Below are 17,194 nucleotides of genomic sequence, written 5' to 3'. Positions count from 1 at the left end.
TTTTTGTAGTCTTCGGCTGTACTTTACCTTTTGAAACACTTCTACCATTGTCGTTGGATATGTCAGGGCCGAGCGTTAAGAAAATGTCTGGTAGACATTTTTAGCGATGGAGCCAGGTGGCGTGGTGGCCAAATAATGTAACGGTGGTAGGGTGTTTCTTTTTTTCCACTAAACAATCCCCCCTAAATAACACCACCCCTTTGATCCGTTTTGGAAGGTTGGGGGGGATTATTAAATATTATTTTCAATACAAATCCCTTTAATATTTTTTGCGAAATATGGAATTCTATCAATTCTATCTCCTTTTTTCCAAAATACAGTATTTTTAACTCTTACAACAAAACTATTTATATTAATATTTGGTCGATTAATCAAACTAATTTCATAACATTTATCCTTTTCTATTTCTAAATAACAATCTCCAACATTATCATATTTTTCTGATACGACCAAAATCGTATCTCTTTTTTCAAAAAGACAACTGATCAGATAAGCTTCTTTAAATTCTTGTATATTAATGACTCTCATAAGTTTTATTTTTTCATTCGAAAAACAGTAACTTACTGAAAAAAACATAATAAACAAATAAAACATTTTTATTTTCATCTTTTTAAATTATTAATTAAAATTTCAGGATTTTTCTTCTTTGAACCTTCTATATACGGTTTTTTACTTATATACACTCCTTTGGGGTCTAAAATCACATTAGGTTCCTTAAATTTTTTATCAAGTCTCATTGCATCATTATGTGCATTTAAATAAGCATCATAATTTGACGTATTTTCTTCTGTAGGTTGACCTAAACCAGGCGATCTAATTCCTCCTAAGTATGACTCTAATACTTCATGCTTCATTGTTGTACCTTTTTTCATTTTATAAAATCCGTCTATCTTATCTGTTTGACTTGGATTAACTGTCTGCATTGTTTGTACTACCCCTGATTCATCTACCTCACTTCCTTCATATGAACCTCCCACAATCCATCGACCCGATGAATTATAATTACTGTCAGTAGCGTTTACATTAACTTGAACATTTGTTGAATTAATTGCTTCGAGTAGCTTTTTATCCGATTTCGATTTAGCTTTAGTATTATCTGTTCCAACTTTACCATTTGCATCCATAGTTAAGTTCAACTTCGTCGATGCTTTTAACTGTTCAAAAGCTTCTTGCTTCTTTTCTCCTTTTATAATTACTTCCTCCCCTATCATTCCTGTTGGGTCTGTAAACATAATCGGATTATTATATGTATAAACATAAGGATTATAATTAGGCATTTTCTCCGCCAACGGATCCACACTCAACCACATCTACTCCTTCTTTTGCTCGCGCGAACGCAACCTGGGCTTTACAAGACCAACTGTTCCTATAAAAATAAGGTTTATTTGATTAAAAAGTCCTACTAAAGAAGATTACAGGCTATTTTATAAACAAAATTTATGCGCACGGATTGCACCCGAGGCTTCAGCCGAACTGAACGAAGTTAAATCCGCGCGATCGGGTATTTCTTCTTTGTAGTTTTAATACGTCGACGACTTTCTGCTTTTGTACTTCAATAAAGTAAATGCAGTATCATTCTTTGCTTTAACCATTGGTTTTAATGCAGTAAATACTTCGTACAATCGATTTACTTTGTTTTAATGAATCAATTACTATGTTGTAAAAATAAATGCATACAATCTTTTAATTTTCATTTGGCTGTTTTTATTCTTTTCAATTGTAGTCTTTGTCTTCAACGTAAAAAAGTAGTCTTTGTAAAACTACATTGTTTATCCTCACTGTCGTAGCCTTCGACTCACTTCGTTCCTCTTCACTACTCCACCGACGATAAATATAGTTGACAGTAAACGGTTTACAGTGAACAGTTTCTATTCTCTTTTATAATAAATAGCTGTCCAAAACCCAACTACTTTTTTTACTACACCACTGTTGCTTTTTTGTAGTCTTTGGCTGTACTTTACCTTTTTGAAACACTTTTGCCATTGTCGTTGGATATGTCAGGGCCGAGCGTTAAAAAAATGTCTGGTAGACATTTTTAGCGATGGAGCCAGGTGGCGTGGTGGCCAAATAGTGTAACGGTGGTAGGGTGTTTCTTTTTCTGCTAAACAATCCCCCCTAAATAACAAACCCCAACGGATCCGTTTGGAAGGTTGGGGTGGGTGTTAATTATACATCTTTCATACAATATATAGCTATTTAATTAAAAAAATATCTATATAACATTATTATTCCCATCAAAAAAAGACCAATTCCTCCTAAAAGTCCCTTTATTTGCATTGACTTATCCCAAAAGTTAGAATCTTTATTTTTTTTTCTAAATAAATAAACTAAATATACACTACTTCCTAAAATACATAGGATAGAATAAACTAATTTCATTAATTTTCTTTTTTAACTTCGTTCTCAATTATCTTAAACTTTAAAGAGGCGCCTTGTTTAAGGATTTCTTTACCTAAATCATTTTTTGGTCCAGGAACAACTTTATTCATCCCTGCATTAAGCAGTTCATCTCCAATCATAAATGCTGCACTTTGTCCTGCTTCACTAAAATTATTATCAATAAGTATAAGGAGCAGGACTTCCTCCTGTTACCTTAATTAAGGGAGTTGTTGTACTATCTTGATAGGCATCCAACAACTCTCCAATTTTATATTCTGTAGTATAGTATTCAAAAAAGTCTTTCGATCCAATATTAGAAGTTAAGGTAATTTCATAGGTATCATCTAAATTAACATATTGATAATTCTCATTCAAACGCTGTTTTTGCACAATAGTACCCGCCGCATTAAATTTATAACGAAACTTCATGTATCCTATTGGCTCATCTGTTCTCATATTGACTAAAGGAATAATTTGCCCACTTCCCCCTCGTGCTACCAAATATACATAACGATCTTGACAAACAGCCTCTGTACAATCAGATAAGCTGAAATTATTTTTTATTGTTACACGAACATTAGGCCCAGAAGCAATATACTCTAAAGGGGGATGGCTCGTGTGAACTTTATTGTAATTTCCGTAATAAGGCGTTAAATACACATCCGTATTGTCGCGATTGAGAGAGACTAATTTGGGTTTAAATTTTCGATCTAGTTGTCCCCAATCAATTTCAGAATCACTCAACACTTCTACTTTGACATAAAGAAAACTACTAGGTACACTGGTAATCGAACTCATATCTAAATCTAGATTAGGGGAATTAAAACTCGTATATTCACGTATATCACTTGTTTTCTCGTAAATCACCACATTGTTTCCTACTACAGGTAGATTTCCTCCTCCATCGGTTCCCTTTTTGAAAAAAGAAACGCGAATCGTCACGCGATCTTCATCATAATTATTAAAATTAGGCCACTCCAAGCGGAATTTTCCTTTCTTTTTAAATGTATGTTCAAGGTTAGTTCCTACTAAAACCCCTTCATCATAGGATGATTCATGACGAGACGCCTCTTGAATTGGATCTGGATTTTCACCTGTATATTCAACACGAGGATTCCACTTCACTCCTAGTTCTTCAAAAGGGGTTTGATTGGTATGTGCTCTAAAAAACAACAAATCCCCCTTCTCGACAGTCAGGGTATGATAGTGACTCTCTTGTGTAGACAACATCAAATTAGGACCTAAAACATAGGTTGCACTTCCCATATTGCTTTCATGTAAACGCTCAATAGAAAACTTCACTCCATTTTCTAGCCCGACATGTTGTTTAGTAATCGTTCCAGACACTTTAACCTGTCCTGGTTTTGGTGCACGCCAAACCATAACAATATCCATGGGTCCATTGGTCATATCCACCTGAGGTATTGGATTCAATATAGGCGCTACATCCTCTTCTTTTAGAATAATTACAGGCGTAATCGAACTATCTAAACTATACGAAGGTGCTTTGGTTCTCGGATCAATATACCCCCTTCAAAACACGTCAAAACTTGGTGAAAAACTCAGATTTCCTTCTTCTTGTCAAATTACTTCGCCTAAATCACCCCTTATCTAAAGTCACTAGATTAATTTTATTGCAGACAACAACAAACGAAAGAAATTGTATACATTATGCTATAATTTACATACTGTGTAGGCAATCCACTCCTTTACATTCTGTATGATACACTTGAGAAATACTTGAATAATCAAAAAGATATAGGTAATCGCTTTGGATGGAAATTAACGGATTAAAACGCCCCCAGTTCATCATCAAACTCCGCAGCATCATGATATCCAAATACACAAACTTCTGGATGGTCTTTGACAAAAGTCATTAATCGGTTTAACGTTTCAATGCGTTGCGTATTATTCACAGCCCTAGTGGCAGTTAACTCATGTACAGGATGGTGGGGATCCGTTAATTCTGCTCGTAAATAATATGCATCCCCAATATAGAAATACACTTGTTTATCAACTTCAAAAGTAATACCACAATGACCTATCGTATGACCAAATAGGGGAATTAGAGCCATTTTTAAATCCGAATGAATCGAGAGATACCTCGCTTCAAATCCCAACCAATGCTCAGGAGAAGCAGCATACACTTCTATTTTGGGTTGATGTTCCAAAACAAAAGACAAGTACCGCGGATTTCCTTGAACAAAACTAGCTAATTCCTCTACACCTATGTGAACTGTTGCTTGTGGAAAATCGAGCAATCCGCTGCTGTGGTCAAAATCAAGATGTGTCAGCACTACAGTTGTTACGCAATTGGGATCCAATCCCAAAGCGAGAATTTGTTCTTTTGCCGATCGGATTTCAGTCAAATTAAGTCCAATTTGTTGTATGAGCGCTTTGCTAAAATGAAGAGAAGGTTGAGCTAAATCAATACTGCTGATTCCAGCATCAAGCAGAATTAATTCTGCAGCAGTTTCAATTAATACACAATGTCCAATGGCATTATCGCCTGTAGGAGATTGAATGGCTACACAATTCAGGTGGTGAATTTTCATCAGTATTCAAATTTTAAATGAAGAAAACAAACTACGGATATCTCCTTCACAAAAAATAGAACAAAAACGACAAAACTAATCCGCTATAATGCGCAAACGCTGGGTATGTAAAAGCTCTCCTGCCTTACAACCCGCAATCTTTTGTACAAACTCCTTAGGAGTATAACCTGTATAACTTTTAAATACACGTCCGAAATGAGCCTGATCAGCATAATTCAAGTCGTAAGCCACATGGACGAGTTTTTCCTCCTTCAATTGTTGCAAATGACCAACAGCCATTTGAAATTTAATCAATTGTTTGTAAGCTTCAAAGCTCAATCCGATATGCGCTTTAAAATCACGTTGAAAAGTACGAGAAGAAACACGATATTCTTTTGCTAACTGTAAACTTGAACAACCAATATACTGCTCAAAAGATTTCGCAATTAGCACAATATAAGATGGTTGAGTTACGTTTTGATGGATAAACTGACTCAGATAAGTCGTAAAATAATCGAGCAACTGCTGCTCATTAGTCAAGTGCAACAATGGTTCAAGTTGAATGCCTTCAAACAATTCCCGAGCATCGATACAAAGGTCTGTCAATTGAGCAGTATCAATCCCAAAAATGTGCTTCAAAGCATAGGGTTGAAATTGAATGCCAAAGAACAGTGTTCCGTCTGCACATTGATTCAAACAAAATCCTTTAGTCTTTTGACCATAAACAAAACACAAGGGCAAAGGAGTGTCTCCCCTAAATAAACCGGATTGTCCTTGTTGGTGTTGGAAGATCAACCCAGGATAGCCATCTGCATAGATTCGATAAGAAGCATGCTTCCCACTTGTTGCATCGGAATACCAATACCCTTTCACAATCCAATGTAAAGCAGCAGGCGGTTCAAAAAGTTTTATGTTCATATTGTCTTTAACTAAAGACTAAATTTAAGAAGATAAAACAGCAGCTGTAACGTATTTCTCAAAAATTTTCTTTGCTTTTTTCTTCGTTACTTCCTTTTTATAGGTATCGTGTTCTGAAAGGTAGACTACGGGAGCCTTTTTACACATGCCTTGACATTTCATTTTACACAACGCATAATCCGCTCCAAGACCACTTTCTTCAAGCAAATCTTCAAAGCATGCTTTGGCTTCTTCATTGTATCGGCAACATTTTTTTCCATCGCAAACGAAGATTGTTCGCTCACCTTTCTTAACTTTACTCATTTGGATCAAAGTTTGCTGCAAATATATGGTTATATTTATCTATTCTAAATAAATTTTTAGTTAAAATGCGCCCAATAAAAATCAGATACTATCTCATCGGATTCGCTCTGTTTCTGATACTTAAAACTATACTAACCTCAAATCCCGAATGGATTGAGCGCTTTTATACGCATGGATTTTATGCGTTTTACTTGCGTCTAATTACCGTGTGTACCAACCTATTTCCCTTTTCAATTGGCGATGTACTTTACTTTTTAATTGGGTTATTTCTCTTGTGGAAAATCCGTCTTGTATGGAAAACGAATCCTACACTGAAACAAAAAACACGTACCTATACCCGTTTAATCATCAAGAGCTGTCTTATTTTCTATACTGCATTTAACCTCTTTTGGGGATTGAATAACTACAGAATTCCCTTAGCTACTCAGTTGGATTTACAACAGGGCTATTCCAAACAGGAGCTTTTAGATTTAACTCATGTCATGATTCAACAAACCAATGCATTACAACTCGAAATTACAGGTGATTCTCTACAAGCCGTTGTCTTGCCTTCTGACAAAAATCAAATTCGACAAGATGCGCAATTTGGAATGGAACAATTAAGCGAATCTACGCAATGGTTCACTTATCGAAATCAAAAAGCCAAAGGTTCTTTGTATAGCTTACCCCTCACTTATATGGGTTTTTCAGGTTATGTGAATCCCTTTACCTTGGAAGCCCAAGTCAACACCAAAATTCCCACCTCTACACTTATCGTCACTTCCTCTCATGAAATAGCACATCAAGTCGGCTATGCTAAAGAAAATGAAGCCAACTTTATCGGTTTTCTTGCCGCTAAAAAACAAAAGGATATCCGCTATCAATATTCCGCCAATATCTTTGCCTTGCGCTATTTTCTAAAAGCCTTAGAATCCGAAGAAACAGAAGTTAAATTTAAAGCTTTACTTGAGGAGATTCACCCAGGAGTACACACCAACTTAATTGAAAATACTTTATTCTGGCAATCCTATAAAACGATAACAGATTCTATTTTCAAGTTTATCTACAGTAATTTCCTCAAAATTAACAATCAAAAAGAGGGCATTCGCTCCTACAATAAGTTTATTGATTTACTGATTCACTACAATAAAAAAGAGCCTGTGTTTACAGGCTCTTTTTAGTTTATTCATTATTATTTGTAAAACTTTCTTCGTTTTTTTTCTTGTATGGTCGAACAATTAAACGCGCTTGACGATCAAACATCAAGTAGTTGTACATCCAGTTCCAAAATACCAAGAATTTATTTCTAAATCCAATTAACGACATTAAATGCACAAACATCCAGACGAACCAAGCGAAGAATCCACTAAATTGAAACTTAGGCAAATCAACGACCGCTTTATTTCTACCAATAGTTGCCATAGATCCTTTGTCGTTGTATACAAACTTTTTCAACGGCTTTCCGTCTCTCAATTGAATTAAGTTATTCGCTAACAATTGTCCTTGTTGAATCGCGGGTTGCGCCATCATCGGGTGTCCCATGGGCAAATTTTCCGTTACCATAGCCGCTACGTCTCCAATAGCAAAAATAGAATCAAACCCTTCTACTTGATTGTATTCGTTTACTTTTAATCGATTTCCTCTTTGAATCACAGAAGCTTCAAATCCATCAATCACAGCTCCCATTACACCTGCTGTCCAAATAACCGTTTCTGCTTTAAATTCTCTTCCTGATTTTGTCTGTACCGTCTTTCCATCGAAATCAGTTACAATTTCATTCACCCATACATTCACCCCTAATTTCTCTAAAAACTCTTGGGCTTTACGAGATGCTTTATCAGACATTGCATCCAAAACCTTAGCACCTCCTTGAATTACATTGATTTCCATTTGTCTAATATCCAAATCAGGATAGTCTTTAGGCAATACATGTTTTTTCATTTCTGCTAAAGCACCAGCGAGCTCTACTCCTGTTGGTCCTGCTCCTACAATAACAAAATTCATTAATGCTCTTTTTTCCTTTTCATCATTAGTCAATAGGGCTTCTTCAAAATTTTCCAATACCAGGCTTCGAATATTTAACGATTGCGGAATCGTTTTCATCGCCATACTATTTTGTTGAATAGCTGTATTGCCAAAGAAATTAGTTTTTGACCCCGTTGCAATAACTAAATAGTCAAAAAAGATGGTACCAATATCCGATACAACTTTCTTGTTTGCGGTATCAATACGTTGAACTTGAGCTACGCGAAAGTAAATTCCCTCATAATTTTGAACCACTTTACGAATCGGAAATGCAATAGATCCCGACTCCAAACCGCCTGTTGCGACTTGGTACAGTAAAGGTTGGAACGTATGATAATTATGCTTATCTAATAATACAACTTGAAAATTTTTATTTTTCAATTTCTTAGCTAATGCTAATCCACCGAATCCTCCTCCGATAATTACTACTCTGGAGCGATTAGATGTAGGAATATTCATCATAACTACGCTGTTTTATCATACAAATTTACGACTATTTATCAAGTATTTAGTTTCCTCTCCTAAAGCATGAGGAAAAAGCGAACTTTTCCGTTATCTACTACACAAAAAATAAAGGTTTTTACTATTCAATTAGTAAAAAAAGAGGCTTAAACTATCAATTCAAAAAAATTAAGCAAAATACCTTCTCCTTTTTTTATTTGATATAATTTTTTATTTAAAGAAAGAATTAACAGTTTTCACCCTATTCACGGGCATTTGCAGGGTAGATAGCCGAGATAAAAATCAAAAAAAAACCGACGATTACGTCGGTTTTTTTTCTAAAAATTATTTCGAATATTTCGAATTAACGGCTCTAGTCCATTTAATTTCAATTCGTATACTAAAGCTAGTTGTTGTCCTAATTTTCCTTTTGGAAAGCCTTTATTGTGATACCATACGACATAGTACTCTGGCAAATCAATCAGGTATTTGCCTTCGTATTTCCCGAAGGGCATTTTGGCCTTAGCCAACTCAATCAGTTCTTTTTGATTGTCTAGCATTATTTTTGAATCCAATTAAAAGTTACTTCTTTTTCTATTTCTGGATGCAAACTCAACAAAACGGGACAATGCATGGCCACGCGTTCAAGAATTGTGCGTTCTTTGTCATTGGCTGTGCTCAACATCGTTATATGCAAGGTAATCTTCTTAATTCTCCTTGGATCGGCCTGCATTTCTTTGTATACCTCAATGGTAGATCCCACTAGATCTACGCCTAATTCATTGGCCTTAATTCCCATGATCGTCATGGCACAAGATCCTGCGGCATTGGTCACCATATCTGTAGGAGAAAAAGCTTGTCCTTTTCCGTGGTTATCTACAGGGGCATCCGTAATAATATGTTCTCCTGATTGTATGTGAACTGATTCTGTTCTTAAATCTCCTAAATACGTTATTTTTGACAACATTATTCTACTACTTTTACGGTTAAATCATCATTATATTGTAGGATATATACCCCTTTATTTCGCACAGTTCCCTCTGGATTTTTACTATACACAAATTTATTCTCAATTTCAGTCGATTTCAATCCTAAGGCTCCTGTAAATCCTTCTTTTTGGAACATACGCAAAATAACATCTAAGGTTACATCATATCCGCGAATTGCAAATCGATTTGGTAGTGCGTTATTTTGTGCTTTATACTCTCGCGCAAAGGTTGTATCCAAACTCGATTCACTATCTCTTGTTACAGAAGGAAAGGTATAGTGTAAAGCAACCAATGTTTCAATCTTTATTTCTCCGTAATCAAAGACTTCGCTTTTATCAAAAGAGGCTACTTGTATATCAAAACTATTGGTTTTTCCTTTTAATTTATCTGTCAATAACAGTGCTGACTCAATACTATTGGAATCTAGAATAAAAGCATTATTTTTTCCAGCTACTAGCGTTTTGTCAATATCCTTTAATTCTTTGGTTTCTATCACCTTAATAGTAGGATAATGGCGTTGCATAAAGCGCTTAGTTGACGCTTTTTTCTCATCCACTACAACGGTAATCTTACTGTCTTTTTTAATAAAATACTCCAACAAGCTCTGTTTAAGTACATCACCATAAGGCATGGTTTGAACCAATTGAGAAGAAGGATTCGCTTTTTCATTAGATAAAGGAGATACTAAGACAATATCGGTATTAGGCAATGCTTTGACTGCATCATCTACGTTGCTTTGGAAAAAAGGACCAATAACCACTTCTGCCTTAGTTAAGTTTTCACTTTCTAAGATTCGCTTTACATCAGAGCTGCTTTTCGTCTCATTAGAGTCAAAAACTTTAACTGTAAGGGGCAATCCCATTCCCACTGCTTTATCAATAGCTAATTTGGCTCCTAAATAGAAATCCATCGTCATATTCAAGAAACCATCCGTCTTCATACGCTCATTGGCATTATCCCCAATACGCGAAGTATTAAAAGGCAACAACAACACCAATTCTTTGGAAGTATAACGATCTAAACTTTGAGTCAAATCGACAAAACTACCGGAAGATTCGAGATTCCATTTGGATTGCGCAGTAATACTACTCCCTTTGGACTCTCCTGTTTTTGGAATTTTTACTTCCATCCCTACCTGCAATCCTTTTCTCAACTCAGGGTTAAGCTCAATTAAATCTTCAATGGAAATATTATTTTCCTTCGCCAGACTAAATAGAGTCTGCTTAGGTTCTATGGTAATCGTACGATATTGTTCGGTTTCTTTGGGTGTGCTAGGTGCACTCACCGTAGCTGTTGGTTTTGCTTCAGTTGAAGTCGTTGTTGAAACGGTTGTTTTTCCTGAAGTAGGCACCTTTATTTTTTGTCCACTTTTCAATCCTTCGTTCAGTTCTGGATTTAACTCCATAATCTTTTGCACGCTGGTTTGGTATTCTACGGCTAAGCTATATAAGGTCTGTTTGGGTTCAATCTCAATTTCCTTATACTCTATTTTAGCTTTATCTCCAGCAGTAACTGCTTTTGTAGCAGGTAACATTACATTGACTTGTGCTGATGGATCCGTTGCAACCGCAGTAGAAGAAGGTGAGATAAAAAGATAAGTATTCGCTTTTAATCCATTGCGCTCCAATTCAGGATTCCATTGATACAAATCTTGTACGCTAACGTTGTACTGACGACTGATTCCAAAGACTGTTTCTTTGGGCTGTACTAAATGTGTTTTGCGTTTTGTATCGGTTGACTGTGCGGCTTGAGTTATAGCAGATTTACTCGTTACAGCAGATTGGGTTTGCACTTTACCTGCGGGAACTTGAATAACATCTCCTTCTTTAATCCCTGTTTTAGCCTCTGGATTCAAACGCAAAATTTCACTGACAGAAATTTTATGTTCACGTGCTATTTTACTAATTGTATCACCTTTATTCACGCGATACGTTGTATAATTTTGCTCCTGAGCGAACGCGAATCCACTGGTAAAAATAAATGCTGCAATAGCTATAACAATTCTCTTTTTCATCTTGGTCTTTTTATAAAAGCGAATAAGTCGCTATACAAATATACAGCGACTTATTTATTTTTCTAATTTTATTCCCATTCAATTGTTGCAGGTGGTTTTGAGCTGATATCATATACCACTCGATTTACCCCTTTAACTTTATTGATGATTTTATTTGAAATCTCCATTAAGAACTCATACGGTAAGTGTACCCAATCTGCGGTCATACCATCTGTTGATGCTACTGCGCGTAAAGCTACTACTTTTTCGTATGTTCTCTCATCACCCATTACACCAACTGAATTTACAGGTAACAAGATTGCTCCTGCTTGCCAAACTGAATTGTATAATCCGTGTTCTTTTAATCCATTGATAAAGATAGCATCCACTTCTTGTAATAAACTTACTTTTTCTGGTGTGATATCTCCTAAAATACGAATAGCTAAACCAGGACCTGGGAAAGGGTGACGTCCTAATAATTCAGGATCAATACCCAATGAAGCTCCTACTCGACGTACTTCATCTTTGAATAGCATACGCAAAGGTTCTACTATTTTCAATTTCATGAAGTCTGGTAATCCTCCAACATTGTGGTGCGATTTAATCGTAGCTGAAGGTCCTTTTACCGAGATGGATTCAATTACGTCTGGGTAAATTGTTCCTTGACCTAAGAATGTAGCATCTTTAATTAATTTTGATTCGTCATCAAATACCTCGATGAAAACGCGTCCAATTGTTTTGCGTTTTGTCTCAGGATCCTCTTGACCAGCTAAAGCATCCATAAAACGTTGAGAAGCATCCACTCCTTTCACGTTTAATCCCATTCCTTCATATTGCTTTAATACGTTAGCAAATTCGTTTTTGCGCAATAATCCGTTATTTACAAAGATACAGTGTAAGTTATCTCCAATTGCCTTGCTCAACAATACAGCAGCAACTGTAGAATCAACTCCTCCAGAAAGCGCTAAAACAACTTTCTCCTCTCCTACTTTCGCACGTAAGTCAGCAATTGTTTCATCTACAAAAGAAGCTGGAGTGAAATCTTGTTTTACACCTGCGATATCAACTAAGAAGTTTTTCAATAATTGAGCACCATCTGTTGAATGGTATACTTCTGGGTGAAACTGAATGGCATACGTTTGCTCTCCTTCGATTTTATACGCTGCATTCGTAACATCAGCCGTACTCGCCAATAAAACTGCATTGGTAGGTAAAACTTTGATTGTGTCACTATGGCTCATCCATACTTGACTGTTTTGTGGAATATCTTTTAAGAAAGGATCCTCTGCAATAAAAGCAAGATTCGCTCTTCCGTATTCACGTGTATCTGATGGAGCTACTTCACCACCAAAGAAATGAGCTAGATACTGTGCTCCATAACACACTGCTAATAAAGGCATTTTACCTTTAATCTGAGCAAGGTCTGGATGTAAAGCTTCCTGTGAACGAACAGAATAAGGACTTCCTGACAAAATTACCGCATTATACGCTGATAAATCCTCGGGTAAACCGTTATAAGGAAGGATTTCGCAGAATATATTTAATTCTCGAACCCTTCTCGCAATTAACTGTGTGTATTGCGAACCAAAATCTAAAATAAGTACATTGTGTTGCATATGCAAAAATAGATATTTCACACAGACTACAAAAAAGTTTTACTGCATTTTTTTTATTGCACAATTCACAACAGTATCAGGCAATAAAATGAAATATTCAAATATTTTCACATTCTACTAAATAAAATACTTAAAAAACTCGCAAAAAATATTTCACATAGTGCCAACTGACTTGATCTTTACTTATATTTGTGCATCGAGTACGCTTGTTTCCCTTACAAACAGGAGGAAAAAACTTAAATATACTTACTATGGATTTTGGAATTTATGAAACCTTAATGTTAGCTTGTCTAGTTCTTTTATTAGGTCATTTTATTGTATCAAAAGTCAATTGGCTACAAAAATATAATATTCCAGAACCCGTAGTTGGGGGGTTCTTAATTGCCCTATTTACTTGGGGTGCTCACTCTTTTTTAGGTACGGACTTCACTTTTAACGAGGCTATTCAACAAAGTATGATGCTTGTCTTTTTCTCCTCGATTGGATTAAATGCAGATTTTTCAAAACTACTTCAAGGCGGAAAATCATTGGTGATTTTTCTCGTGATTGCAGCTGTGTTTATCATTTGTCAAAATTCTTTAGGGGTAATTTTAGCTAAAATTCTCAATCTCGATTTGAGATTTGGACTGATTGCAGGTTCGATTACGCTCACTGGTGGTCACGGTACAGCTGGTGCATGGGCGGATGATTTTGCTGTTAGTGGAAATCCGCTGTTAGGAGCTAAAGAAATTGGAATGGCCTGCGCTACTTTCGGACTTATCTTCGGTGGTTCAATTGGTGGACCTTTAGCTTATCGTCTGTTAAAGAAAAACAACTACAAAGAGGTGGATCCTGCAACAATAGAAAAACAGGAAGAAGAACAAGATATTACAAAATCAAAGAATTTTTCTCCTATTAGTTATACCACCATGATGCACACGGTTACTATGATGGCAATCTGCCTCGTTTTAGGACAGTGGTTGGCGGATTGGAATGCTCAATTCTCCTTTAAACTACCTACTTTTGTATGGTGTTTGTTCATTGGATTAATCATCCGCAATAGCTTAACCTATATCTTTAAATATAAAGTACACAGTAGAAATATTGATGTGGTTGGAAATACGGGTCTTTCTATCTTTTTAGCTTGTGCATTAATGTCATTAAAACTGTGGTTAATTGTCGATTTAGCTTTACCTATTTTACTAATTCTATTGATTCAGGTCGTTCTTATGCTCGTTTTCGCCGCTTATGTTACGTATCGTTGGATGGGGAAAGATTATGATGCTATCGTTTTAAGTGCTGGACATTGTGGTTTTGGACTTGGTGCAACTGCAACTGCGGTGGCTAATATCCAAGCGGTTACCAATCGATTTGGTCCTTCTTATAAAGCCTTTTTAATTATTCCTTTAGTAGGTGCTTTCTTTATTGATATTATCAACGCCTTGATTTTAAATATATTTTTAACTTTTATCTCGTAATTGGTTAACGGTTATCAGTTAACGGTTAACGGTTGACCGCGGATTTTCTTGATTGAAGCATACTTTTTCTTTCATCGAGAATTCAACAAACAACAAACAACAATCAACAATCAACAAACGACATACAAACTAAAAAAAGCCAACTTCGTTCGAAGTTGGCTTTTTTTAGTTTGTATGTTTGTAAATAAGTTTTGTATTGTAAAGGTTATTGGTTCCCTTTTGCGTAATCCGCTAAAAATTGAGCTAATCCGTTATCTGTTAAAGGGTGTTTCAACAAGCCTAAAATTGCAGATAATGGACCTGTCATTACATCAGCTCCGATTTTTGCACAGTTTACGATATGCATCGTATGACGAACTGAAGCGGCTAAGATTTGTGTTTCATATCCGTAGTTGTCATAAATCTGGCGAATTTCTTCAATAAGTACTAATCCATCTGTTGAAATATCATCCAAACGACCGATGAAAGGAGAAACATAAGTAGCTCCTGCTTTAGCAGCCAATAAAGCTTGACCTGCAGAGAATACTAAAGTAACGTTTGTACGAATACCTTTTGATGAAAAGTATTTACACGCTTTTACTCCTTCTTTTGTCATGGGTAATTTTACAACGATTTGCGGGTGTAAAGCAGCAAGCTCTTCTCCTTCTTTAATCATTCCTTCGTAATCTACTGAAATTACTTCTGCACTTACATCTCCTTCTACAATATTGCAAATTGCTTTGTAGTGGTTTAAAATGTTTGCTGCGCCTGTAATTCCCTCTTTAGCCATTAGAGAAGGATTTGTCGTCACTCCATCTAATACCCCCAGCGCTTCTGCTTCCTTAATTTGATCTAAGTTAGCGGTGTCAATAAAAAACTTCATAATTTTAAAACTTAAAATTTGTTATGTTGTGTGTCAAAAATACAATATTAATTCGCGTTTCCGCCATTCTCTCTCTTCTTTTTTAGCCTTTAATTTTATAGTGATTCATCAAGAGCTTTTCATAGGTTTTGCCTGGGAGAATTTTTTTCAAAAACAAAGAGAACTTTTGCATGGGTGCTCCAATTACATAGCGCACTTTAGGCTTAGGTGTTTGAATAATCTTGTAAATAGCCTGCGCCATTTCAATTGGGTCTCCCCCGCTATCTACGTGTTCATTCATCATATCCAACGACATTTTATAGATTTCTTCATAAGGGGAATTTTCAATCACAGGTGCGTGATAACGTCCTGCAGCAATATTGGTAGCAAAATCTCCAGGTGCCACATTGGTTACTTCAATTCCGAAAGGTTTTAATTCCATACGCAAGGATTCTGTAATCAATTCCAACGCTCCTTTGGAAGAAGAATAATACCCACGAAAAGGCAGTCCCATGTATCCTGCAATGGATGTTACGTTGATAATCAATCCTTTTTTTTGTTGACGCATCGTTGGTAAAGCTGCTTTCATTACCGCAATAGGTCCGAATACATTGGTTTGAAAATTATTGACAATTTCATCTGTTGGTACTTCCTCAATGGCTCCCGTAATTCCCACTCCTGCATTGTTAATTAGAATATCCAAGCGTCCTTCTTTTTCTACTACGGTCTGAATTGCCTTAGCAATACTAAGCTCATCTCGAACATCCAATTGAACTAAGGGAAATAGCGACGTAGTTACGCGCTCAGGATTTCTACTTGTACCATACACTTTAAAACCTTTTTCGCATAAAAAGTTACCGATTGATTTACCAATACCAGATGATCCACCTGTAATAAAAACTACCTTCGCCATGTTTTTTCTTTATTTCAACAAATATAGCACAACTAATAAAAAGGACAATTGTAAGTGAAGATATAAACAAAGGAAAAACAAAATGAATGTACTTGAGTAACTCCATATTTTATTACTGACTGTAACATCGTGATGTTCTATTTTTTAACAGCCTTTAGTGTTTTTGTTTTTAACTACTTAAAAAAGCATTAGTGCAATAATCAAAATTCGCGCGTATACTTTGTTAATCTTTATATAATACATATAAAAAAGACCAAAACAACATTTTTAACAACCTCTATTAAAGAGAACTTTATACCTGAATTAATATACAAAAAGTAGTTTTTGAAAAAAATAAAGAAAATAGATTAACTAATTGAGAATTATTTTTTAAGATTATTCATAAAACACTTTTAAAAATAAATTATATACAAATTAACCACACATTTAATTGTTTTTAATTAATATATTTACACTTGTTAACATTTAAATTTATACAAGTCGTTGTGCTAAAAAATGATATACATTAATCCATAACAGTTAAATAGTATAAAAAAGGAATGGAACAATTATTTATAGTGTTGTTACTATAGGAGCCTTTCTTTGGAATCATCAGAATATCTTTTAGAAGTATAAAACAATACTAAAAACAACAATAGCATGAATCAGATGAAAGGGAGTATAAAGTCAGGTATTTGGTTTTCTAATTCCAAAGACGTAATTCCTGTTAAAATTTAGGAATTGATATCCTCCTAAAATGATTTAAGTCTCCTTGTATCAAGAGTCTTAGAAAGAATTTAAATCTATAATAGATAAAATAAAATTGA

Annotated in this window: 17 protein-coding genes; 2 read left to right on the top strand and 15 right to left on the bottom strand. The window is 35.4% G+C overall.

The features are described from left to right. Positions 1-231 precede the first annotated feature (231 nt). The 8 genes from HX004_RS07830 to HX004_RS07795 form a co-directional block, all read right to left on the bottom strand. Entirely contained in the window at positions 232-528 is a 297-nt protein-coding gene (locus HX004_RS07830; RefSeq protein WP_286441877.1) for a hypothetical protein, read from the bottom strand. Between the two features lie 74 nt (positions 529-602). Then, entirely contained in the window at positions 603-1,310 is a 708-nt protein-coding gene (locus tag HX004_RS07825) for a type IV secretion protein Rhs (RefSeq protein WP_286441876.1), read from the bottom strand. A gap of 886 nt (positions 1,311-2,196) precedes the next feature. After that, positions 2,197-2,379, bottom strand: coding sequence for a hypothetical protein (locus tag HX004_RS07820; protein WP_286441874.1), 183 nt, complete (start codon positions 2,377-2,379; stop codon positions 2,197-2,199). Further along, the gene (locus tag HX004_RS07815; protein WP_286441871.1) at positions 2,379-2,519 is read right to left on the bottom strand and encodes a hypothetical protein; all 141 of its coding nucleotides are present in this window, start codon (positions 2,517-2,519) and stop codon (positions 2,379-2,381) included. The genes HX004_RS07820 and HX004_RS07815 overlap by 1 nt, the downstream gene beginning before the upstream one ends. A gap of 37 nt (positions 2,520-2,556) precedes the next feature. Continuing rightward, entirely contained in the window at positions 2,557-3,813 is a 1,257-nt protein-coding gene (locus HX004_RS07810; protein ID WP_286441869.1) for a hypothetical protein, read from the bottom strand. A 356-nt stretch (positions 3,814-4,169) separates the two neighbouring features. Next, positions 4,170-4,934 (bottom strand): MBL fold metallo-hydrolase, encoded by a 765-nt coding sequence (locus HX004_RS07805; RefSeq protein ID WP_286441867.1) that lies wholly within the window; start codon positions 4,932-4,934, stop codon positions 4,170-4,172. Positions 4,935-5,009: 75 nt separating this feature from the next. Then, entirely contained in the window at positions 5,010-5,831 is an 822-nt protein-coding gene (locus HX004_RS07800) for an AraC family transcriptional regulator (RefSeq protein ID WP_286441864.1), read from the bottom strand. Positions 5,832-5,855: 24 nt separating this feature from the next. Continuing rightward, on the bottom strand, positions 5,856-6,134 hold the full coding sequence (locus HX004_RS07795) for a (2Fe-2S) ferredoxin domain-containing protein (protein ID WP_002985161.1): 279 nt from the start codon (positions 6,132-6,134) through the stop codon (positions 5,856-5,858). A gap of 65 nt (positions 6,135-6,199) precedes the next feature. Here HX004_RS07795 and HX004_RS07790 point away from each other — a divergent pair, with 65 nt between their 5' ends. Next, a complete protein-coding gene (locus HX004_RS07790; protein ID WP_286441862.1) occupies positions 6,200-7,294 on the top strand; it encodes a DUF3810 domain-containing protein in 1,095 nt (364 codons plus the stop codon). Between the two features lies 1 nt (position 7,295). On the opposite strand, the gene HX004_RS07785 is transcribed toward HX004_RS07790, so the two are convergent. The 5 genes from HX004_RS07785 to guaA all read right to left on the bottom strand — a co-directional run bounded on the left by HX004_RS07785 (position 7,296) and on the right by guaA (position 13,177). Beyond that, positions 7,296-8,600, bottom strand: coding sequence for an NAD(P)/FAD-dependent oxidoreductase (locus HX004_RS07785; protein WP_286441861.1), 1,305 nt, complete (start codon positions 8,598-8,600; stop codon positions 7,296-7,298). A 317-nt stretch (positions 8,601-8,917) separates the two neighbouring features. Beyond that, positions 8,918-9,139, bottom strand: a complete 222-nt coding sequence (locus HX004_RS07780; protein WP_002985168.1) for a DUF3820 family protein — start codon at positions 9,137-9,139, stop codon at positions 8,918-8,920. Next, positions 9,139-9,546, bottom strand: a complete 408-nt coding sequence (locus HX004_RS07775; protein WP_286441860.1) for an OsmC family protein — start codon at positions 9,544-9,546, stop codon at positions 9,139-9,141. The genes HX004_RS07780 and HX004_RS07775 overlap by 1 nt, the downstream gene beginning before the upstream one ends. Next, positions 9,546-11,582 (bottom strand): LysM peptidoglycan-binding domain-containing protein, encoded by a 2,037-nt coding sequence (locus tag HX004_RS07770; protein ID WP_286441858.1) that lies wholly within the window; start codon positions 11,580-11,582, stop codon positions 9,546-9,548. Before HX004_RS07770 ends, HX004_RS07775 begins: the two co-directional genes overlap by 1 nt. A gap of 68 nt (positions 11,583-11,650) precedes the next feature. Next, complete coding sequence (gene guaA / locus HX004_RS07765) at positions 11,651-13,177, bottom strand: glutamine-hydrolyzing GMP synthase (protein ID WP_286441857.1); 1,527 nt, start codon at positions 13,175-13,177, stop codon at positions 11,651-11,653. Positions 13,178-13,428: 251 nt separating this feature from the next. Between guaA and gltS the strand changes: the two genes are divergently transcribed. Further along, a complete protein-coding gene (gene gltS, locus HX004_RS07760) occupies positions 13,429-14,634 on the top strand; it encodes a sodium/glutamate symporter (RefSeq protein WP_286441856.1) in 1,206 nt (401 codons plus the stop codon). Positions 14,635-14,839: 205 nt separating this feature from the next. Here gltS and fsa read toward each other — a convergent pair whose 3' ends face one another. Then, entirely contained in the window at positions 14,840-15,496 is a 657-nt protein-coding gene (gene fsa / locus HX004_RS07755) for a fructose-6-phosphate aldolase (protein ID WP_286441854.1), read from the bottom strand. Positions 15,497-15,578: 82 nt separating this feature from the next. Further along, a complete protein-coding gene (locus HX004_RS07750; protein WP_286441852.1) occupies positions 15,579-16,388 on the bottom strand; it encodes an SDR family oxidoreductase in 810 nt (269 codons plus the stop codon). Between the last annotated feature and the right edge of the window lie 806 nt (positions 16,389-17,194).

It is taken from the genome of Myroides sp. 1354 (genome assembly GCF_030324495.1).
Taxonomy (GTDB): Bacteria; Bacteroidota; Bacteroidia; order Flavobacteriales; family Flavobacteriaceae; genus Flavobacterium.
The sequence above is the reverse complement of the archived record's forward strand: the minus strand, read 5'-3'. Positions and strand labels throughout refer to the sequence as shown.

Excerpts from the sequence above, each read along its gene's own strand:
- guaA (WP_286441857.1), bottom strand. The coding sequence starts at position 13,177 with ATGCAACACAATGTACTTATTTTAGATTTTGGTTCGCAATACACACAG.
- HX004_RS07820 (WP_286441874.1), bottom strand. The coding sequence starts at position 2,379 with ATGAAATTAGTTTATTCTATCCTATGTATTTTAGGAAGTAGTGTATAT.
- HX004_RS07795 (WP_002985161.1), bottom strand. The coding sequence starts at position 6,134 with ATGAGTAAAGTTAAGAAAGGTGAGCGAACAATCTTCGTTTGCGATGGA.
- HX004_RS07830 (WP_286441877.1), bottom strand. The coding sequence starts at position 528 with ATGAGAGTCATTAATATACAAGAATTTAAAGAAGCTTATCTGATCAGT.
- HX004_RS07775 (WP_286441860.1), bottom strand. The coding sequence starts at position 9,546 with ATGTTGTCAAAAATAACGTATTTAGGAGATTTAAGAACAGAATCAGTT.
- HX004_RS07800 (WP_286441864.1), bottom strand. The coding sequence starts at position 5,831 with ATGAACATAAAACTTTTTGAACCGCCTGCTGCTTTACATTGGATTGTG.
- HX004_RS07790 (WP_286441862.1), top strand. The coding sequence starts at position 6,200 with ATGCGCCCAATAAAAATCAGATACTATCTCATCGGATTCGCTCTGTTT.
- HX004_RS07785 (WP_286441861.1), bottom strand. The coding sequence starts at position 8,600 with ATGATGAATATTCCTACATCTAATCGCTCCAGAGTAGTAATTATCGGA.
- HX004_RS07815 (WP_286441871.1), bottom strand. The coding sequence starts at position 2,519 with ATGATTGGAGATGAACTGCTTAATGCAGGGATGAATAAAGTTGTTCCT.
- HX004_RS07780 (WP_002985168.1), bottom strand. The coding sequence starts at position 9,139 with ATGCTAGACAATCAAAAAGAACTGATTGAGTTGGCTAAGGCCAAAATG.
- HX004_RS07805 (WP_286441867.1), bottom strand. The coding sequence starts at position 4,934 with ATGAAAATTCACCACCTGAATTGTGTAGCCATTCAATCTCCTACAGGC.
- HX004_RS07750 (WP_286441852.1), bottom strand. The coding sequence starts at position 16,388 with ATGGCGAAGGTAGTTTTTATTACAGGTGGATCATCTGGTATTGGTAAA.
- fsa (WP_286441854.1), bottom strand. The coding sequence starts at position 15,496 with ATGAAGTTTTTTATTGACACCGCTAACTTAGATCAAATTAAGGAAGCA.
- HX004_RS07770 (WP_286441858.1), bottom strand. The coding sequence starts at position 11,582 with ATGAAAAAGAGAATTGTTATAGCTATTGCAGCATTTATTTTTACCAGT.
- HX004_RS07825 (WP_286441876.1), bottom strand. The coding sequence starts at position 1,310 with ATGTGGTTGAGTGTGGATCCGTTGGCGGAGAAAATGCCTAATTATAAT.
- gltS (WP_286441856.1), top strand. The coding sequence starts at position 13,429 with ATGGATTTTGGAATTTATGAAACCTTAATGTTAGCTTGTCTAGTTCTT.